This is a genomic window from Paenirhodobacter sp. (genome assembly GCF_050177655.1).
Lineage (GTDB): Bacteria > Pseudomonadota > Alphaproteobacteria > Rhodobacterales > Rhodobacteraceae > Rhodobacter.
Window position 1 is genome coordinate 1 of sequence record NZ_JBFXGV010000060.1, and the last position, 18358, is coordinate 18358.

General features: G+C 66.7%; 17 protein-coding genes and 1 tRNA gene. 13 read left to right on the forward strand and 5 right to left on the reverse strand.

Annotation, left to right across the window (positions count from 1 at the left end):
• Positions 1-872 (forward strand): metallopeptidase TldD-related protein (locus tag AB7U46_RS16095; RefSeq protein ID WP_428338004.1); only part of this gene is annotated, 872 nt, incomplete at its 5' end.
• 150 nt (positions 873-1022) lie between these two features.
• Positions 1023-2162 (forward strand): DNA-processing protein DprA, encoded by a 1140-nt coding sequence (gene dprA, locus AB7U46_RS16100; RefSeq protein ID WP_428338005.1) that lies wholly within the window; start codon positions 1023-1025, stop codon positions 2160-2162.
• A gap of 2 nt (positions 2163-2164) precedes the next feature.
• Here dprA and AB7U46_RS16105 read toward each other — a convergent pair whose 3' ends face one another.
• Positions 2165-2641 (reverse strand): hypothetical protein, encoded by a 477-nt coding sequence (locus tag AB7U46_RS16105; RefSeq protein WP_428338006.1) that lies wholly within the window; start codon positions 2639-2641, stop codon positions 2165-2167.
• A 128-nt stretch (positions 2642-2769) separates the two neighbouring features.
• On the opposite strand from AB7U46_RS16105, the gene topA reads away from it, so the two are divergent.
• From topA to AB7U46_RS16150, 9 genes are all read left to right on the forward strand, one after another.
• The gene (gene topA, locus AB7U46_RS16110) at positions 2770-5415 is read left to right on the forward strand and encodes a type I DNA topoisomerase (protein ID WP_428338007.1); all 2646 of its coding nucleotides are present in this window, start codon (positions 2770-2772) and stop codon (positions 5413-5415) included.
• Positions 5416-5499: 84 nt separating this feature from the next.
• Positions 5500-6204 carry a CoA transferase subunit A gene (locus tag AB7U46_RS16115; RefSeq protein WP_428338008.1) on the forward strand — a complete coding sequence of 235 codons (705 nt, stop codon included), beginning with the start codon at positions 5500-5502 and terminating at the stop codon, positions 6202-6204.
• 14 nt (positions 6205-6218) lie between these two features.
• The gene (locus AB7U46_RS16120; protein WP_428338009.1) at positions 6219-7262 is read left to right on the forward strand and encodes a GSCFA domain-containing protein; all 1044 of its coding nucleotides are present in this window, start codon (positions 6219-6221) and stop codon (positions 7260-7262) included.
• Positions 7259-8056, forward strand: a complete 798-nt coding sequence (locus AB7U46_RS16125; RefSeq protein WP_428338010.1) for a hypothetical protein — start codon at positions 7259-7261, stop codon at positions 8054-8056. Before AB7U46_RS16120 ends, AB7U46_RS16125 begins: the two co-directional genes overlap by 4 nt.
• Positions 8057-8072: 16 nt before the next feature.
• Positions 8073-8717: a CoA transferase subunit B gene (locus AB7U46_RS16130; RefSeq protein ID WP_428338011.1), complete on the forward strand. Its 645-nt coding sequence runs from the start codon at positions 8073-8075 to the stop codon at positions 8715-8717.
• A complete protein-coding gene (locus AB7U46_RS16135; protein WP_428338012.1) occupies positions 8707-9000 on the forward strand; it encodes a GNAT family N-acetyltransferase in 294 nt (97 codons plus the stop codon). Before AB7U46_RS16130 ends, AB7U46_RS16135 begins: the two co-directional genes overlap by 11 nt.
• A gap of 158 nt (positions 9001-9158) precedes the next feature.
• On the forward strand, positions 9159-10163 hold the full coding sequence (locus tag AB7U46_RS16140; protein ID WP_428338013.1) for a lysylphosphatidylglycerol synthase transmembrane domain-containing protein: 1005 nt from the start codon (positions 9159-9161) through the stop codon (positions 10161-10163).
• Positions 10163-11455, forward strand: coding sequence for an FAD-binding protein (locus tag AB7U46_RS16145; RefSeq protein WP_428338014.1), 1293 nt, complete (start codon positions 10163-10165; stop codon positions 11453-11455). Before AB7U46_RS16140 ends, AB7U46_RS16145 begins: the two co-directional genes overlap by 1 nt.
• A gap of 1 nt (position 11456) precedes the next feature.
• The gene (locus AB7U46_RS16150; protein WP_428338015.1) at positions 11457-12191 is read left to right on the forward strand and encodes an SDR family NAD(P)-dependent oxidoreductase; all 735 of its coding nucleotides are present in this window, start codon (positions 11457-11459) and stop codon (positions 12189-12191) included.
• A gap of 64 nt (positions 12192-12255) precedes the next feature.
• On the opposite strand, the gene trpA is transcribed toward AB7U46_RS16150, so the two are convergent.
• Complete coding sequence (gene trpA / locus AB7U46_RS16155) at positions 12256-13047, reverse strand: tryptophan synthase subunit alpha (RefSeq protein WP_428338016.1); 792 nt, start codon at positions 13045-13047, stop codon at positions 12256-12258.
• 132 nt (positions 13048-13179) lie between these two features.
• On the opposite strand from trpA, the gene ychF reads away from it, so the two are divergent.
• Positions 13180-14277 carry a redox-regulated ATPase YchF gene (gene ychF, locus AB7U46_RS16160; protein WP_428338017.1) on the forward strand — a complete coding sequence of 366 codons (1098 nt, stop codon included), beginning with the start codon at positions 13180-13182 and terminating at the stop codon, positions 14275-14277.
• A gap of 59 nt (positions 14278-14336) precedes the next feature.
• Here ychF and AB7U46_RS16165 read toward each other — a convergent pair whose 3' ends face one another.
• Positions 14337-15056, reverse strand: coding sequence for a Hint domain-containing protein (locus tag AB7U46_RS16165; protein WP_428338018.1), 720 nt, complete (start codon positions 15054-15056; stop codon positions 14337-14339).
• Between the two features lie 158 nt (positions 15057-15214).
• On the opposite strand from AB7U46_RS16165, the gene AB7U46_RS16170 reads away from it, so the two are divergent.
• Positions 15215-15304: transfer RNA gene (locus tag AB7U46_RS16170), tRNA-Ser, on the forward strand.
• A 271-nt stretch (positions 15305-15575) separates the two neighbouring features.
• On the opposite strand, the gene AB7U46_RS16175 is transcribed toward AB7U46_RS16170, so the two are convergent.
• Both AB7U46_RS16175 and AB7U46_RS16180 read right to left on the reverse strand, forming a co-directional pair.
• Positions 15576-16508, reverse strand: a complete 933-nt coding sequence (locus AB7U46_RS16175) for a hypothetical protein (protein WP_428338019.1) — start codon at positions 16506-16508, stop codon at positions 15576-15578.
• Positions 16508-18358, reverse strand: a 1851-nt coding sequence (locus AB7U46_RS16180; RefSeq protein WP_428338020.1) for an AAA family ATPase, incomplete at its 5' end; no start/stop codon positions are given. The genes AB7U46_RS16175 and AB7U46_RS16180, both read right to left, overlap by 1 nt.

The following is an 18358-nucleotide window of genomic DNA, read 5'->3' on the forward strand; positions in this document are numbered from 1 at the left end:
TCATCGTCGAGGAGAACGGGCGGCGCGAATCGGGCTCGCACGGCGGCGGCGGGCGCTTCGGCCTTGCCGGGCTGATCGACCCCGCGCATTGGCAGCCCGCCGCGCGCGAGGCGCTGCGCATCGCACTTGTGAACCTCGAGGCGGAGGCCGCGCCTGCGGGGCAATTCGATGTCGTGCTTGGCCCGGGCTGGCCCGGGGTGCTTTTGCACGAGGCGGTGGGCCACGGGCTCGAGGGCGATTTCAACCGCAAGCAGACCTCGGCCTTTGCCGGGCTGATGGGGCAGCAGGTGGCGGCGAAAGGCGTGACGGTGCTCGACGACGGCACGATCCCTGACCGGCGCGGCTCGATCACCGTCGATGACGAGGGAACACCCTCGGGCCGGAACGTGCTGATCGAGGACGGCATTCTCGTCGGCTACATGCAGGACCGGCAGAACGCGCGGCTGATGGGCGTGGCGCCGACGGGCAACGGGCGGCGCGAGAGCTTCGCCCATGCGCCGATGCCGCGGATGACCAACACCTACATGCTTGGCGGCGATGCCGATCCGAAGGCGATCCTCGCCGATCTGAAGGACGGGATCTATGCCGTGGGCTTCGGCGGCGGGCAGGTCGACATCACCAACGGCAAGTTCGTGTTCAACTGCACCGAGGCCTACCGCGTGAAGAACGGCGTCGTCGGCGCCCCGGTGAAGGGGGCGACGCTGATCGGCGACGGGCCGAGCACGATGCGCAAGATCCGCGCGATCGGCAACGACATGGCGCTCGATCCCGGCATCGGCAATTGCGGCAAGGCGGGGCAATGGGTGCCGGTGGGCGTGGGGCAGCCGACGCTCCTGATCGGCGGGCTCACCGTGGGCGGTTCGGCCGCCTGAACAGGGTTTCGTCCGCCTTGCCAGACGGGGAGAGCGGTTTTTCGCGTGAGTTGTGAAAATTTTATACAACTTGAACGCGAATCGTGATTCCATAAACGAGTTGTTAACCAAAAGGGTGCACAACGAAGAAGCGACGAGGCGGAGGGACGGATGGAAACAGGTTTGTTTTCTTACCCCACCCCCTTCACCCCACCCACCACGGAAGAAGATGAACTTTCGTTTCTCCGTCTCGTTCGCTCGCGCCGCGTGGGACCGGCGACCTTTCACCGACTGATCGCGGAACATGGCTCGGCCGCGGCGGCGCTTGCGGCGCTGCCCGAGGTGGCGCGAGCCGCCGGGGCCGCGGATTACACCCCCTGCCCCGAGGGCGTCGCCCGGGCCGAGCGCACGGCGGGCCGGCGCGCGGGGGCGCGGCTTTTGCTGCATGGCTTTCCCGGCTACCCCGAGGATCTGGCCGAAACGCCCGACGCGCCGCCGGTGCTTTGGGCGCTCGGCGATCTGGCGTTGCTCGCACAGCCGCGCGTGGCGCTGGTCGGGGCGCGCAACGCCTCCTCGCTCGGGCTGCGGATGGCGCGACGGCTTGCCGAAGATCTCGGCGCGGCGGGGCTCGTCGTGGTTTCCGGCCTCGCGCGCGGGGTCGATGCCGCCGCGCATGAGGCGGCGCTCGCCACCGGAACGATCGCGGTGATGGCCGGGGGGATCGACACGGTCTATCCGCCCGAGAACGCGTCGCTCGGCGAGGCGATCGCCGAACGCGGCCTGCGGCTGAGCGAGATGCCCCCGGGCCAAGCTCCTTTCGCGCGGCATTTCCCGGCGCGCAACCGGATCATCGCCGGGCTTTGCCGCGCCACCGTGGTGGTCGAGGCCGCCGCGCGTTCGGGCAGCCTGCACACCGCGCGCGAGGCGCTCGATTACGGGCGCGAGGTGATGGCGGTGCCCGGCCATCCGATGGATGCGCGCGCCTCGGGCTGCAACATTCTCATCCGCGACGGCGCGCTGCTGGTGCGGGGCGCGGAGGATGTGCTGGCGGCACTCGGCTATGAACTGGTGGCCGCGCCCGAGACGCCCCCGGAACCGGAGCCTGCCGCGCCTCCTGCGCCGCCCGTCGCCACCGCGCTCAAGGGGCTGCGCGAGCGGCTGCTCGCGCTCCTCGGCCCCACGCCCACGCCCGAGGATGCGGTGAGTCGCGATCTTGGCGTCGACGCGGCGACGCTGGCGCGCGAACTCGTCCCCCTCGAGATCGAGGGCGAGGTGCAGCGCCATCCCGGCGGCATGATCAGCCGCGCCTGAGCTCAGCGCAGACCGCGGCAATATTCGGGGATCAGCGGCCCGAATTCGGCGCAAAACGGTTCGCTCTGGAACCAGACATCGGTCGAGCCGATGCCATAGTCCACCACCGACCACATCGCGCCGGACTTGATCCAGAACGCCTCCATCCCGGCGCCGACCTCGGCCAGTTCGGGGTCGAACTCGCCGCGTTTCACGACCGGCGTCTGCGCCATGTCGATCGCCCCGCCGCCCGGGCGCTGCGCCAACACCATGCCGAAGGCATGATCGCCGCGCACCCGCAGCGTGGAGACGTAGAACTCCACCGGCGCGCCCAGATTCCATTCCGCGATCGGGCGCAGCGCATCGAGCAGATCGCGCCGCAGCTGCGATCCGCGCGCCGGTTCCGTCCAGTCCTGCGCGCAGGCCGTCGTGGCCCCCGCCATCACCGCGACGCCCAGCGCGAAACCGCGCAACGCCGCTCCTCTCGCCGTGCCGATCATCTTTTCCTCCTCCTGCGGCCACAAGCCTGGGCCTGCCGGGGCGTGCGTGCAAGCGTCATTGACATTCCCCCCACAACCCCCACATGTTCCGCGCCCAAGTGCAGATCCGAGCATTGAATGAGGAAGTCATGGCCGTTGTCGTCGTCGAATCTCCCGCCAAGGCCAAGACAATCAACAAATATCTCGGTTCGAACTACACCGTGCTTGCCTCCTTCGGCCATGTCCGCGACCTGCCGCCGAAGGACGGATCGGTCGACCCCGACGCCGATTTCGCGATGAAATGGGAAGTCGCGAGCGATTCGAAGAAACACATCAAGGCGATCACCGACGCGCTGGCGGGCGACGACGAACTGATCCTCGCAACCGACCCCGATCGCGAGGGGGAGGCGATTTCCTGGCACCTCGAACAGGCGCTGGAAAAGAAGCTCAAGGGCAAGAAGGTCAGCCGCGTCACCTTCAACGCGATCACCAAATCGGCGATCACCGAGGCGATGAAGCACCCCCGTCAGGTCGACGGCCCGCTGGTCGAGGCCTATCTCGCCCGCCGTGCGCTCGATTACCTCGTGGGGTTCAACCTCTCGCCGGTGCTCTGGCGCAAACTCCCCGGCGCGAAATCGGCCGGGCGCGTGCAATCGGTCTGCCTGCGCCTCATCGTCGAGCGCGAGATGGAGATCGAGGCCTTCAAGGCGCGCGAATACTGGACGGTGACGGCCGAGCTGACCACCCCGCGCGGCCAGAGCTACACCGCGCGGCTGACGGTGCTGGGCGGCCGCAAGCTCGACAAGTTCGACCTCGCGACCGAGACCGATGCGGAGCTCGCGGTGCAGGCGGTGACCTCGCGCGATCTCGCCGTGAAATCGGTCGAGGCGAAACCCGCGACGCGCAACCCCTACCCGCCCTTCATGACCTCGACGCTGCAACAGGAGGCGAGCCGCAAGTTCGGCATGGGGGCGAAGGCCTGCATGAGCGCCGCACAGCGGCTTTATGAGGCGGGCTACATCACCTACATGCGGACCGACGGCATCGACATGGCGCCCGAGGCGGTGATGGCCGCGCGTGACGAGATCAAGCGCCGCTTCGGGGACAGATACGTCCCCTCGAGCCCGCGCATGTATAAGAACAAGGCGAAGAACGCGCAGGAAGCGCATGAATGCATTCGCCCGACCGACATGAGCCTCTCGCCTGAGCGGCTCAAGGTCGCCGACGATCAGGCGAAGCTTTACGATCTGATCTGGAAGCGCACCCTCGCCAGCCAGATGGCCGCCGCGGTGATGGAGCGCACCACAGTCGACGTCGGCTCGCGCGATGGCGAGGTCGAGCTGCGCGCGACCGGGCAGGTCGTGACCTTCGACGGCTTCCTCAAGATCTACGATCAGGGCCGCGACGACGACGAGGGCGAGGACGGCGCGCGCCTGCCGCAGATCATGCAGGGCGAGCCCGCGCAGAAGAACCAGATCACGCCCGAGCAGCATTTCACCCAGCCGCCGCCGCGCTACACCGAGGCGACGCTGGTGAAGCGGATGGAAGAGCTCGGCATCGGGCGGCCTTCGACCTATGCCTCGATCCTGACGACGATCGTCGACCGCGGCTATGTCCGCAAGGACAAGAACCGGCTGATCCCCGAGGACACCGGGCGGCTCGTCACGGCGTTCCTGTCGAACTATTTCCGCCGCTATGTCGAATATGATTTCACCGCCGATCTCGAGGAGCAGCTCGATGACATCTCGGCGGGCGATCGCGATTACAAGGAAGTGCTCGCACGGTTCTGGCGCGATTTCTCGGCGGCTTTGGGTGAAACCGCCGATCTGCGCATCGGCGAGGTGCTCGACAAGATCGACGAGGTGCTGGGGCCGCATCTTTATCCGCCGCGCCCCGACGGCAGCGATCCGCGCGAATGCCCCGTCTGCCATTCGGGCCGGCTGCATCTGAAGACGGCGCGCTCGGGCGGGGCCTTCATCGGCTGCGGCAATTACCCCGAATGCCGATACACCCGGCCGCTTTCGGCGCCGGGCGGCGAGGAGGCCTCGGCGCTCGACGGCAAGGTGCTTGGCCATGACGAGGGTCAGGCGGTGACGCTGCGCATCGGCCGCTTCGGCCCCTATGTGCAGAAGGGCGAGGCGAGCGAGGAGGTGCCGAAACCGCCGCGTTCGAGCCTGCCCAAAGGCTGGTCGCCCGAATCGATCGACCTCGAGCGCGCGCTGCAACTGCTCAGCCTGCCGCGCCAGATCGGACCGCATCCGCAGGACGGCGAGCCGGTCGAGACCAATCTCGGCCGTTTCGGGCCCTATGTGAAATGGGGCAAGACCTATGCGAACCTGCCCGATGCCGAGGAGGTCTTCACCATCGGCATGAACCGCGCGGTCGAATTGCTGGCGCAGAAACTCGCGCGCGGGCCGGGGCGCGGGGCGGCGGCGCAGCCGCTGAAGACCCTTGGCGAGCATCCCGACGGCGGCGAGATCACGGTGATGCCTGGCCGCTACGGGCCCTATGTGAAATGGGGCAAGGTCAACGCCACCCTGCCGAAGGATGTCGAGCCGGAGGCGGTGACGCTGGAGCTTGCCTTGCCGCTGATCGAGGCGAAGGCCTCGAAGGGCGGCAAGAAACCCGCGAAGAAACCCGCGCCCAAGGCCAAGGCGGCGAAGGACGGGGCCGAGAAACCCGCGAAGAAACCCGCGGCGAAGAAGGCGGCCGCCAAGCCCGCGGCAAAGAAACCCGCCGCGAAGAAAGCGCCCGCGAAAAAGGCGGCCCCGGACGGGGATGTCGTCGAGGACTGAGCCCCGCCGCCCCGCCGCGTCGCGGCGATTGACACCTGCCTGCCGCTTCGTCACAACTTTCCCGAAGGTCACAGGGAGGGTCCGATGAAGAAGGTTTACGGTTCTGCGGCGGAGGCGCTCGACGGGTTGCTGTTCGACGGGATGATGATCGCGGCGGGCGGCTTCGGGCTTTGCGGTATCCCGGAGCTTCTGATCGACGCGATGGTCGAGAGCGGCGTGAAGGACATCACCATCGCCTCGAACAACTGCGGCGTGGATGGTTTCGGCCTCGGCAAGCTGCTCGACACGCGGCAGATCCGCAAGATGATCTCCTCCTATGTCGGCGAGAACGCGGAATTCATGCGCCAGTATCTCTCGGGCGAGCTCGAGCTCGAATTCAACCCGCAGGGCACCTTGGCCGAGCGCATGCGCGCGGGCGGCGCGGGCATCCCCGGTTTCTACACCAGGACCGGCGTCGGCACGGTCGTGGCCGAGGGCAAGGAGCTGAAGGAATTCGACGGCCAGACCTATGTGCTCGAACGCGGCATCGTCGCCGATGTTTCGATCGTGAAGGCCTGGAAGGCGGACGAGAGCGGCAATGCGATCTTCCGCAAGACCGCGCGCAACTTCAATCCGCCCGCCGCGATGTGCGGCAAGGTCTGCGTGATGGAGGTCGAGGAGATCGTGCCCACCGGCTCGCTCGACCCCGACCTGATCCACCTGCCGGGGATCTACGTCCACCGGCTGATCCAGGGCGAACACGAAAAGCGGATCGAACAGCGTACGACGCGCAAGCGGCCGGCGGCCTGAGGCCTGCGGCCGCGATGGGCTCCCCCTACGATCACCTCCCCGATCGCGCCTTCTGGCGCACGGGCGTCGCGGGCCAGCCGCCCGCGGCGGTGGCGGAGCTTTACGCGCCGAAATTCGCGATCACGCCCGAAATGCGGATCATGACCGCGGGCAGCTGTTTCGCGCAGCATGTCCATCGCAATCTCGTCGCGCGCGGCTGGAACGTGATCGACACCGAGACCCCGGCGGGCGATTTCCCGCGCGAGGCGCTCGCGCGCTTCGGCTACGGGCTCTATTCGGCGCGTTACGGCAATGTCTACACCACGCGGCAGATGCTGCAGCTGGTGCATGAGGCCTTCGGCGAGGCCGCCCCCGCCGATCCGGTCTGGGAGCGCGACGGGCGTTTCTTCGACGCCCAGCGCCCCAATGTCGAACCCGGGGGCCTTTCCTCGCCCGAACTCGTGCGCGAGGCGCGCGCGGCGCATCTCGCCGCGGTGCGCGCCGCACTTTTGCAGACCGATCTCTTCGTCTTCACCCTCGGGCTCACGGAATGCTGGCTGCATCGCGCCAGCGGCACCGTCTACCCGACCGCGCCGGGCACGATCGCGGGCCGCTACGATCCCGCGACCCATGTCTTCCACGCGCTCACCGTGGCCGAGATCCTCGCGGATCTCGCCGCCCTGCGCGACCTGATGCGCAGCTTCAACCCGGCGGCGAAGATGCTGCTCACCGTCTCGCCGGTGCCACTCACCGCGACCGCGAGCGGCGGCCATGTGCTGGCCGCGACGGTGATGTCGAAGGCAGTGCTGCGCGCGGCGGCGGGGGAGTTTTCCGCCGCCCATGCCGATGTCGACTATTTCCCCTCCTACGAGGTGATCACCAATCCCGCCGCGCGCTCGGGCTTTTACCGGCCGAACCTGCGCTCGGTCGCCGAGGAGGGGGTGGAGGCGGCGATGGCGCTCTTCTTCGCCGCCCATGCCGAGGCCGAGCCCCCCGCCCCGCGCGCCCCCGTCGCGGAGGAGGACGGCGACGACGCGGTGATCTGCGAGGAAATGCTGATCGAGGCGCGGCGCAAATGAAGATCCTCGTTCTCGGCACCTCCCATTCTGGCACGATCCGCCTCGCGCGGCCCGAGATCGCGCAGGCCTTCCCCGGCCTCGATCTCACCTTCTACGGGTTGCCCGGCGCCGCCTTCCTCACCGCGCGCTGCGAGGGCGGCGTCTTCGGCCCGGCGCGCGGCGACCGGTTCGGCCGGGCGAAGGCGCGCAAGTGGAACGACACGCCCGAGATCGACCTCGCCCCGTTCGAGCGCATCTTCTGCGTCGGCGACCGGTTCCAGCTGATGACGATGGCGCGGCTGATCGGCGGGCACGACATCCTCGAGGAGCCCGGGCGCGCCGAGCGGCCGCTGATCTCCACCGCCGCCGCCGAGGCGCTGATCGACGGGCTTGTCGGCGCCCGCGTCGCAAAGCTTGCGGCGCTCTTCGGCCCCGATCCGCGGTTCTGCTTCCAGCCCGCCCCCTTCCCGCTCGCGCTCACCCGCAACACCGGCCCGGGGCACGAGCGCGCGCTTTCCGCACTCGCCACCCATGCAAGCGCGGCGCGCTGGATCGCCTTTTACGAGGCGGCGATCGCGCGCCATCTCGCCGCGGCCGGCTATCGGTTTCTGCCGCAGCCCGAGGAAACCCGGTCCGAAGCCTGTTTCAGCCTCGACCGCTTCGCCCGCCCGCCCGTCGCCGGCGCGAAGAAACCCGACTACCGCCACCTCGATGCCGGTTACGGCGCGCAGGCCTTTGCCGATTACGCGCGCCGCGAACTCGGCCTGACCCCATCGCCCGCCGCGGATGACCCCGCGCGCCGGGCCTCGATTTGAAACCGGAGGAGAACGCATGGCCCAGGAAGCCAAAGGCTGGGATCGCAACCAGATGGCGGCGCGCGCCGCGCTCGAACTGCATGATGGCACCTATGTGAACCTCGGGATCGGGATCCCGACGCTGGTGCCGAACTTCATCCCCGAGGGGGTGAACGTGACGCTGCAATCGGAAAACGGCATGCTCGGCATGGGGCCGTTTCCCTGGGAGGGCGAGGAAGACCCCGACCTCATCAACGCCGGCAAGCAGACGATCACGGAGCTGCCGCAGACCGCTTATTTCGACAGCGCCACGAGCTTCGGCATGATCCGCGGCGGCAAGATCGCGATGGCGATCCTCGGCGCGATGGAAGTGTCGGAGAAGGGCGATCTGGCGAACTGGATGATCCCCGGCAAGCTGGTGAAGGGGATGGGCGGGGCGATGGACCTCGTCGCGGGGGTGAAGCGCGTGGTGGTGGTGATGGATCACACTTCGAAACACGGCGAGAGCAAGGTGCTCAAGGAATGCACCTTGCCGCTCACCGGCAAGGGGGTGGTGGACCGGATCATCACCAATCTCGGCGTCTTCGACGTCGGTCACAAGGGGCTGCACATCGTCGAGACCGCCCCCGGCGTGACCGAGGAAGACCTCCGCGCCGCGACCGAGGCGACGATTGTCGACTGACCCCGTCATCACCCGCGAGCGGGGCGAGACGAAGGGGCGCTACCTCCTGCGCCAGAACGGCGCGGAGGCGGAGCTGACCTATTCGATCGCCTCGCCGCATCTGATCATCGCCGACCACACCGGCGTGCCAGACGCGCTGCGCGGCACCGGGGCCGGGCTCGCGCTGGCCGAGCGCCTCGTCGCCGACGCCCGCGCCGAGGGGGTGAAGATCATCGCGCTCTGCCCCTTCGTCGCCGCGCAACGGCGCAAGCACCCCGAATGGGCGGACGTGTTCCAGAACTGACCCCGGGCCAGCGCCAGCGCCCTGTCTTCATCTTGCCGAAAATACCTCGGGGGGCTGCGCAGCAGCGGGGGCAGCGCCCCCTCCCCCGTGAAAATTGTTCGCGGATCAGGGACAGCATCATATTCCTGCCCCAATTACCCGCTAGCTCAGGAATAATGATGACCCTGAGCAGACATACGCCCTCCGCCCCTCCCGCCGCCCGCCGCTGGCGCGACCGCGCGCTGATCGCGGGGCTCCTCGGCCTCGTGGGCCTCGGGCTTGCCGGGCTCGCCTCCGCCACCGGCTGGCGCGAGACGCTCGCCCAGATCGCGCGGCTGCACCTGTGGCAGATCGCGGCCCTGCTCGGCCTCTCGCTTGCGAATTACCTGATGCGCTCGGCGCGCTGGCACCTGCTCGCGCGCCGCCTCGGCCTGCCCACCACGCTCGCACAGGACATCCGCCACTATCTCGGCGGTTTTGCCATGTCGGTGACCCCGGGCCGGGTCGGAGAGCTCGTGCGCATGCGCTGGCTGCGCCGCGAGACCGGCTGGGCGATCGAACGCTCCGCGCCGCTCGCGCTGATGGACCGCGCCGGCGACCTCGCCGCAATGGGGCTGATCCTTGCGCTCGCCGTCTCGCTTGCGGCGGGCGGCATCGCCGGGGCGCTGCCCGTCACCCTGCTCGCGCTCGCCGCCGCGGTGGTGGCCACGCGCCCGCGGCTGCTCGCCGCGCTCGTGACGCTGGCCTATCGCGCGCTTGGCCGCTTCCCGCGGCTCTTCGCCCGCGCCCGTGCCGCTGCGCGCTCGCTCGCACGCTTCAGCCACGGGCCGACGCTCGGCCTCGTGCTTACCCTCGGCCTGATGGGCTGGATGGCGGAGGGCTATGCCTTCCACCTCCTGCTTGGCTGGATGGGCGCCGAGATCGGGCTCTGGAAGGCGATCGCGATCTTCGTCTTCGCCACGCTCGCCGGCGGTCTTACCGGCGCGCCCGGTGGCCTTGGCGGCGCTGAGGCGGCGATGGTGGCGCTGCTTTCCCTCGACGGCGTGCCGCTCGAGATCTCGGTTCCGGCGACCGCCGTGATCCGCCTGACCACGCTCTGGTTCGCGATCGCGATCGGCCTCGCCACTTTCCCGCTCGCCGAGCGGGCCTCGCTGAAAGCCCAGGAGCAAGGGGCAGAAAAATGATGTGGAAAGAGACAGATTATGCAGGCTGGGGCCGCGCGAAACGCGCGCATGGCGATGTCGCCCGCCCCGAACGCCCCGCCGATCTCGGCGCGCTCGAGGCGGCCCCCGCCTTCGGCATGCGCCGCTCCTACGGCGATGCGCCGCTGAACGACGGCGGCCGGATGGTCGACATGACCCGTTTCGACCGGATGCGCGGCTTCGACGCCGAGACCGGCGTGCTCCATGTCGAGGCCGGCGCCCGCATCGGCGAAATTGCCGAGGCCTTTGCCGCGCGCGGCTGGCTGCCGGCGGTGATGCCGGGCACCGGTTTTGCCACCGTGGGCGGCTGCATCGCGCAGGACGTGCATGGCAAGAACCACCACCACGCGGGGTCTTTCGGCGCCCATGTGCTTGAAATCACGCTGATCCAGAACGGCGCCGAGGTCACCGCGCTGCCCGGCACGCCGCTTTTCCGCGCAACGGTGGGCGGGCTTGGCCAGACCGGGGTGATCGTCGCCGCAAAGCTGCAGATGAAGCCCTGCAAGGGCGACGCGATGATGGTGATCGAGCGCCGCGCCCGCAACTGGGACGAGCATGTCGCCTTTCTCGACGCCTCGACGGCGAGCTACACCGTGGGCTGGATCGACGCGACGGCGACCGGGGCGCATCTCGGCCGCGGCATCGTCGAGGAGGGCGAATCCGCCGCCGGCCTCGTTCACAAGCGCGCTCTCACCGCGCGCGTGCCGATGGATGCGCCGCATTTCGCGCTTTCGGCGCCGATCGTGCATGCCTTCAACTGGGCCTATTACTCCCGCGTGCCGGCGCGCGGGCGCACCGTGGTGAAGCCGATCGGCGAGTTCTTCTTCCCGCTCGACAAGATCCATGACTGGAACCGGCTTTACGGCAAACGCGGCTTTCACCAGTTCCAATGCGTCGTGCCGCTCGACCAGGCCCCCGCCCTGCGCGAGATGGTCGAGGCGATCGCGACCTCGGGTCTCGCCTCGCCGCTTGCCGTGCTCAAGCGCATGGGGCCGGGGCGTGCGGGCTATCTCAGCTTTCCGATGGAGGGCTATACGCTCGCCGTCGATTTCCCGAACCGCCCGGCGGCGCGCGATCTGATCCGCGATCTGGAGCTGGCCGCGGCCGATGCCGGCGGACGCCTTTATTTCGCGAAGGATGCGCTGGCCGAGGGCGCCCGCATCCGCGCGATGTATCCCGAACTGAGCGACTGGCAGGCCGTGGTGGCCGAAGTCGATCCCGACCGCAATTACGAGACCGATCTCGTGCGGCGCCTGAGCCTGAGGAGTGCCTGAGATGACGCAGAACTGGATCATTCTGGGCGCTGGCTCGGGCATGGCGCGCGCCTTCATCCGCCGGCTGGCGGAACAGGGCGCGGTGCTCTTCCTCGCCGGGCGCCGGATGGAGGAGCTCGCCGATCTCGCCGAGGATTGCCGGCTGCGCGGCGCCGCGGCGGCGGAGGCCGTCGGGTTCGACGCCCGCGATGCGGCGCAATATGGCGCGTTGATCGAGCGGCTCGGCCAGTGCGAGGGGGCGATCAACGTCGCCTCCTTCGTCGGCTCGATGCCGGCGCAGGAGGAGATCGACGTGAACCCCGAGCTGATCGCCGGGGTGGTCGCCGACAATTTCACCGGCCCCGCCACCTTCCTGAGCCTGCTCGCGCCCCTGATGGAAGATCGCGGCTGCGGCACGATCGTCGGCATCGGTTCGGTCGCAGGCGATCGCGGGCGGCTGGGCAATTACGTCTATGGTGCGGCGAAGGCGGGGTTCGCGACCTATCTTTCCGGCCTGCGCAACCGCTGCGGGCGCAAGGGCGTGCATGTGATGACGGTGAAGCCCGGCCCGGTCGACACGCCGATGACCTATGGCATGAAGATGCCCTTCATGACCACGCCCGAGGCGGTGGCGGAGGACATCCTCAAGGGGATCCGGCGCAAGCGCAACGTGATCTACACCGCGAAGATCTGGGCGCTGATCATGCTTGTGATCCGCCACGTCCCGGAACCGATCTTCAAGAAGATGTCGTTCTGAAGCCGGCCCGGCGCCGGGGGCCCGTGCCTCCGGCGGGGATATTTATGCTCTGCAGAAACGGCGATCAGGCCGAATGCGCGCCCTCGGCCAGGGCCGCGACGGTCGCGAGCACCTCGGCCGGCGATTTGCCCGAGCCGATCTCCTTCACGATCGCGGAGCCGATGACGCAGCCGTCGGCGACCGAGGCGATGGTCTTCGCGGCCTCCGGCGTCGAGATGCCGAAGCCCACGATCACCGGCAGATCGGTCGAGGCCTTGATCCGCGCGACCTCGGGGCCGACATCGCCGGCCTGCGCGGCCTGGCTGCCGGTGATGCCGGTGACCGAGACGTAATAGACGAAACCGGAGGTGTTCGTCAGCACCTTCGGCAGGCGTTTCGCGTCGGTCGTGGGCGTCGCGAGGCGGATGAAGTTGATGCCGACCGCCTGCGCGGGCAGGCACAGCTCGGCGTCTTCCTCGGGCGGCAGGTCGACGACGATCAGCCCGTCGATGCCGGCGGCCTTCGCGTCAGCCAGGAACTTCGGCACGCCGCGGTTATAGATCGGGTTGTAATAGCCCATCATCACGATCGGCGTGACATCGTCGGTCTTGCGGAACTCCGCCACCATGTCGAGCGTCTTTTGCAGGGTCTGTCCCGCCTCGAGCGCGCGCTGCCCGGCAAGCTGGATCGTCGGGCCGTCCGCCATCGGGTCGGTGAAGGGCATGCCAAGCTCGATCACGTCGACCCCCGCCGCGGGCATGCCGCGCAGGATCTCGGCCGAGGTCTCCAGATCGGGATCGCCCGCCATGATATAGGCGACGAAGGCCTTCTTCCCCTCGGCCTTGAGAGCGGCGAATTTGGCGTCGATGCGAGTCATGGCGTTTCCCTCGATTTGTCCGGGCAGGTTTGGGCGATGGGCGCGGGAAAATCAATGGAGAAAGGGGCGCGGCTTGCCATAGCCCCCCCGCCCGCGTAAGAGGCGCGAGACATTCAGCGCCGGAGGGATGAAATGGGCTTTCGCATGGGGATCGTCGGTCTGCCGAACGTGGGCAAATCGACCCTGTTCAACGCATTGACCAAGACTGCCGCGGCGCAGGCCGCGAATTTCCCCTTTTGCACGATCGAGCCGAACGTGGGCGAGGTCGCGGTGCCCGATCCGCGGCTGGATACGCTTGCCGCGATCGCCGGCTCGAAGCAGATCATCCCGACGCGGATGACCTTCGTCGACATCGCGGGTCTGGTGAAGGGCGCCTCGAAGGGCGAAGGCCTCGGCAACCAGTTCCTCGCGAACATCCGCGAGGTCGATGCGATCGCGCATGTGCTGCGCTGCTTCGAGGATGGCGACGTGACCCATGTCGAGGGCCGTGTCGATCCGCTGGCCGATGCCGAGACGATCGAGACCGAGCTGATGATCGCCGATCTCGAAAGCCTCGAGAAACGGCTTGCGAACCTGGGCCGCAAGATCAACGCCGGCGACAAGCAGGCGAAGGAAGACGCGCGGCTGATGAATGCCGCGAAAGAGGCGCTCGAGGCCGGGCGCCCGGCGCGCTCCGTCAAGGTGGCCGAGGACGATCGCAAGGCCTGGGGCATGCTGCAGCTGCTCACCGCGAAGCCGGTGCTCTATGTCTGCAACGTCGAGGAGGAGAACGCCGCGAAGGGCAACGCGCTTTCCGACAAGGTCGCCGCGATGGCGCAGGAGCAGGGCGCGGCCTCGGTGGTGATCTCGGCCAAGATCGAGGAGGAGATCTCCCAGCTCGACGCGGAAGAGGCGACGATGTTCCTCGAGGAGCTGGGCCTGCACGAGGCCGGCCTCGACCGGCTGATCCGCGCCGGGCACACGCTTCTCGGCCTGCAGACCTATTTCACCGTCGGCCCGAAGGAGGCCCGCGCCTGGACGATCCGCAAGGGCACTCTGGCCCCGCAGGCGGCCGGCGTGATCCACGGCGATTTCGAGCGCGGCTTCATCCGCGCCGAGACGGTCGCCTATGACGATTACGTCCAGTACAAGGGCGAGACCGGCGCCAAGGAGGCGGGCAAGTTCCGCGTCGAGGGCAAGACCTACGAGGTGCAGGACGGCGACGTGCTGCACTTCCTGTTCAACGCCTGACGCTTGAGATCCACCTCACGCGCCTGACGAAGATCCGGCGCTGAGGCCAGCTTCCCGCTTCAGCCTGCCACCCGCTCATGCATCCGCGTGAGGTGCTTTTGCAGATGCGCGTCGATCCCGCCGTCGCGCCGGATCTCGCGCCGCAGCAGATCGGCCGCCATTTCGAAGGGCAGCGCCGTATAGTTCATGAGTTGCCCCAGATCCTCGTCCGGCACGAGGTTCTGCCAGTCGTCGAAGAAAGACCCGGTGTCGCAGAGCAGCACCGCCCCCTGATTGGTCACGACCAGCTCCGGCCGCTCGAAGCGCAGCCTGTGGATCGCGCGCTCGGGGCCGGGGCGCGTGCGTTCGACCTGCGGCAAGAGCGCGAGCACCTTGCCCGGCACCAGCACGAAGGGATCGCCATATTCCTCCTCGGCCAGATCGCTCTCGATCATCAGACACTGATCGGGCGCGACGAAACGCTCGCCGGCATTGCCGAACAGCCCCGGCGGCAGGCGCAGCGGCCAGAACGCCTCTGGCAGATCGCGACCGAGCCGCGCGAAGCTGAACCGCTCAACCGCGACCACCGGGCGAAAGCCGTGATCGAAGGTCATCACGAGATCACCCTCCGCAATATGCGCGACGGTACGCAACCCGGTCGAGCAGCGCAGCACGGTCTCCTTGTAGAGCCCCTGCGCGAGATCGAGGAACTCGTCGCTGCGACGCAGCTTCATCCGGCCAGCGTCGATCGGCGCGCCGAAATGGAAATAGGTTTCGAATCGTTCTCTGAACACTGTCATCACGCACCCTCCGTGAACTCCACCATGTAAAATTTTATACATCCATGTCTTAAGGTGCGGTTTACGCGGTTGCAGCATCGTCCGCCCTCGACAGAAGCCACGCACAGGCGCGCGATTAGCCCTTGTCGACCCGCACGGCTGCCGCTAAACGGGTCGGCGGAGACGTGGCCGAGTGGTCGAAGGCACACCCCTGCTAAGGGTGCAGGCCCGGAAGGGTCTCGAGGGTTCGAATCCCTTCGTCTCCGCCACTTGCCCTCGCGAAAGCGTTCTCCCGATCCGGCCGCGGCCGGATTTTTCCGTTGTTTTCGAGGGTTATGCGAGTGGGCCTGAGCACTGGCCTCTGCGCGAGGTGGCCCGGAAGCGTTCTCTCAGGGCCGACATTCTCTGAACCTCATGACTGCGCCGATTTGGTGAACAGCTTTCATCCATATGAAATTGCGATGATTTTCTGGGGCTGCGGCTGAACACTTCGATGCCAGTGGCATCCGGCGTGATGGAACAGAAATCGAACGTTCGCAATCAAAAGAGCTCGGTACTGCCGTCGTCACGGATACGGACGGCCGATCCGATGCGGGTATAGACTGTTGATCCGTAAGCAAATCTGCTCCTAAGCCCCTGAGCGTGCTCGAAATTAAGCAACGTGAAAGCAGCTGACTCCCCGGGGCCGTCCGCAGATAGGCCCGCCCCGATCATGATCCCTCCGAGGTCTGTCAGAACGTACCGGTCATGGAAGTCTTCACCGCCTTGTCTCTGCGACCACGCGTAAAGCTCTATGCGATAGCCGGGTGGCAGCAAGCCTCCGACCTGGGCGGATCCGTCTCGAGCGAGAAGCTCGGCCGATGGGCGCGTATCGTGATCACGGAAGTGAATCCTAATGGCTTTGCTTTGACCTGGATCCCGGGCAAGCCGACCAAGCAGTGAGACCAAGGTGGCAAGATAATTGCCTTTCGTCGGTCGGAGGTCGAAGTATGGATCGACTATGTCGACCTCCTTCGACACCGCGGTTATCGTGTGCAGGGCTTCGGCGATCTCTTCTGCGGTCCTGGTCACGTCGCAGCTGGTCGTTGTTCGAAAAAGCGCATGCGCATCAGAGCAATCGTCTGGCCCCATCGCCTCAGAACAAGCTGCCCTATCGGCGTCGCAGATTATCGCCCGAAACGGTCGGGCTGCGTGCTCGCGTAGGGCGTTGTCGATCCAGTCCGCGTCGTGGTCGTAGGCGCGGCTAAAATCGACGACCTTGTGCTTCGAGTCGCGCAACCGTTCGACAATGTCAGTCATCCGAACGTCGGGAACGCCGGCTTCTCGTGCTGCCTGTATGACCTTCCTTTCCCATTTTGCTGGGAGGCGAGAGATTAGCCGACCCTTGTCAGAACCGAAGCGGTCTATCAGGTCCTTGAAGGTTCGCCAGTCCGCGCCGATGGCTGCTGGATCTACCGCGTATTCCGACAGCATCAGAACAGTTCCTCGGCCCGTTCCGCGAAGAAGCCGTGCGGCCATCGGTCCACGAAATCACCGTCTGGGCTCACGCGAAGGGGCCGGAAGTGCACACCCTCGACCGAAGACTCGACGTAGATCACGGAGAGGTCATCGGGCGTCAGTCCGAGCACTCCGGGCGGAACCTCACCTTCGGTCTGCTCCCGCACACGGCGAAGCAGCCGCAGCATGATGTGCTCGCTGTGCGTCTCAATAAGCAGGGTTTTTCCAGAGGTAAGCTTGTCCTCGTCCCTAGTCGCGGCCTTAATGAACAGGTCGCCCATGCCGACCTGGATGGCGGGATGGACATGAAGCTCCGGCTGTTCGATCCCGAGAACGCCGTCCTGCTTCCGCAAGGAGGCGACAATTACAGGGACCATCTGCGAGATGCCGACGCCCACGTCGCCCGGTGCCACGAGGATGCCCTTCTCGAAGTCCCGCAGGGCGATCTCCGTCCGCGTTGCGAGGCTCAGATAAAGTTCCTGCAAGTCGCCAATGTCGTCCTCGTTGAGGCCGCGCTCGAACATCTGGTGAATGGCGCTAGGGACCGGGATTTCTTTGAACTCCACCCGCTCCAGCCGGTATGTCGTTCTCAGCCTTTCTTCGCCCGATAACCAGACGTTCACCTCGTTCATGAGATCGCCGCGGCGGTCATTGTAGAGCAGATCCCAAGCAGCGAGCCCATGGGCCCAGCGAGCGTGATCAGGTGAGCGGCGAGCACTGAAGTTTCGGCTTGGGATCTCTCTCAGAGGACCTATGTAGGTCATCTTTTCCAGTGCATCTCTTAGAATCCTCGCAGGTCCTAGGATCACCTCATCGAGAAATTCCCCGAGCGATTGCCTGCGCCGAAGCTCAACTGCTATCGCGGTTCTCGTTTTTCCTGCACCCGGGACCTGCACGTGAGCAGGGAGGCGAGAGGAAGCGCCTGCTATCTCCTCTGGGTCGATGTCGCGCAAATCTACCTGCAGCGGGCGATCGATGTCCGGAAGAGCGCCCAGTCGCGTCTCGACGGCGACCGCGTGGGCCGCCTCCCGATTATCCTCGTCGTCCCTGCTATTGGTGCGACTGTCTCGCCGAAGTTCTGACGCCAAGTTCTGTAACTGCTCTCGAATGGCAGCTGGCTGCTGCGAGTAGGCACTTTTCTCAGCATCGACTGTTGGACTGCGGAGACCCGCCATGGCTCGTGACAGATCCTCGATCTCTTGCTCCAGTGCGGTTGCAGAGGGCGTCGTGCTCCGGTCGACATCTTCTGACCCATCGAGGTCCCCTACATCGTCGAGGTCGCTGTCCAGGAGCAAAGGATGCGCGAATCTGAAATTGCAGACGCGGGCCCGGCCAGGTTGCGGAGGCGAGACGATATCCGCAACGGCTTCGCCGTTTAGTTCTGCCGTCAAGCGCGACACATATGGCCCGGCTATGAGGTCGCTCCATCGGATCTCGATGAGTAAACCGACTTCGTTCACTCCGGTGTCTTTCGTAACGTCGGAATCGTCGACGAAACCCGAAGGGGCTCGCTCAAAATACCTCAGCGGCAGACTGGCGAAACCTCCATCGATGCCAATCCCGGAGTGAAGCGGCAGTCGCTCGCTGGTTTCATCCTCCAAAAGTTGCACCCATGCACCAATGCGTATTGGTCGATTGAGTTCGTGGTTATGAACCATCTTCGCGAAACCGCCGAGGTCGATGAGGCCGCCAGAGATCGTCCGGTCGGGATCGACGTTCCCGCGTTCGAGGATTTCGCGCAGGTAGTGCAGCGCCTGCAATATCGTGCTCTTTCCAGCGCTGTTCGGACCGAAGAGCAGCGTTATGGGTCGCAGCTCGATCCGCTG

Excerpts from the sequence above, each read along its gene's own strand:
- AB7U46_RS16150 (WP_428338015.1), top strand. The coding sequence starts at position 11,457 with ATGACGCAGAACTGGATCATTCTGGGCGCTGGCTCGGGCATGGCGCGC.
- AB7U46_RS16175 (WP_428338019.1), bottom strand. The coding sequence starts at position 16,508 with ATGCTGTCGGAATACGCGGTAGATCCAGCAGCCATCGGCGCGGACTGG.
- AB7U46_RS16125 (WP_428338010.1), top strand. The coding sequence starts at position 7,259 with ATGAAGATCCTCGTTCTCGGCACCTCCCATTCTGGCACGATCCGCCTC.
- AB7U46_RS16115 (WP_428338008.1), top strand. The coding sequence starts at position 5,500 with ATGAAGAAGGTTTACGGTTCTGCGGCGGAGGCGCTCGACGGGTTGCTG.
- ychF (WP_428338017.1), top strand. The coding sequence starts at position 13,180 with ATGGGCTTTCGCATGGGGATCGTCGGTCTGCCGAACGTGGGCAAATCG.
- AB7U46_RS16165 (WP_428338018.1), bottom strand. The coding sequence starts at position 15,056 with ATGACAGTGTTCAGAGAACGATTCGAAACCTATTTCCATTTCGGCGCG.
- AB7U46_RS16120 (WP_428338009.1), top strand. The coding sequence starts at position 6,219 with ATGGGCTCCCCCTACGATCACCTCCCCGATCGCGCCTTCTGGCGCACG.
- topA (WP_428338007.1), top strand. The coding sequence starts at position 2,770 with ATGGCCGTTGTCGTCGTCGAATCTCCCGCCAAGGCCAAGACAATCAAC.
- trpA (WP_428338016.1), bottom strand. The coding sequence starts at position 13,047 with ATGACTCGCATCGACGCCAAATTCGCCGCTCTCAAGGCCGAGGGGAAG.
- AB7U46_RS16140 (WP_428338013.1), top strand. The coding sequence starts at position 9,159 with ATGACCCTGAGCAGACATACGCCCTCCGCCCCTCCCGCCGCCCGCCGC.
- AB7U46_RS16130 (WP_428338011.1), top strand. The coding sequence starts at position 8,073 with ATGGCCCAGGAAGCCAAAGGCTGGGATCGCAACCAGATGGCGGCGCGC.
- AB7U46_RS16105 (WP_428338006.1), bottom strand. The coding sequence starts at position 2,641 with ATGATCGGCACGGCGAGAGGAGCGGCGTTGCGCGGTTTCGCGCTGGGC.
- AB7U46_RS16145 (WP_428338014.1), top strand. The coding sequence starts at position 10,163 with ATGTGGAAAGAGACAGATTATGCAGGCTGGGGCCGCGCGAAACGCGCG.
- dprA (WP_428338005.1), top strand. The coding sequence starts at position 1,023 with ATGGAAACAGGTTTGTTTTCTTACCCCACCCCCTTCACCCCACCCACC.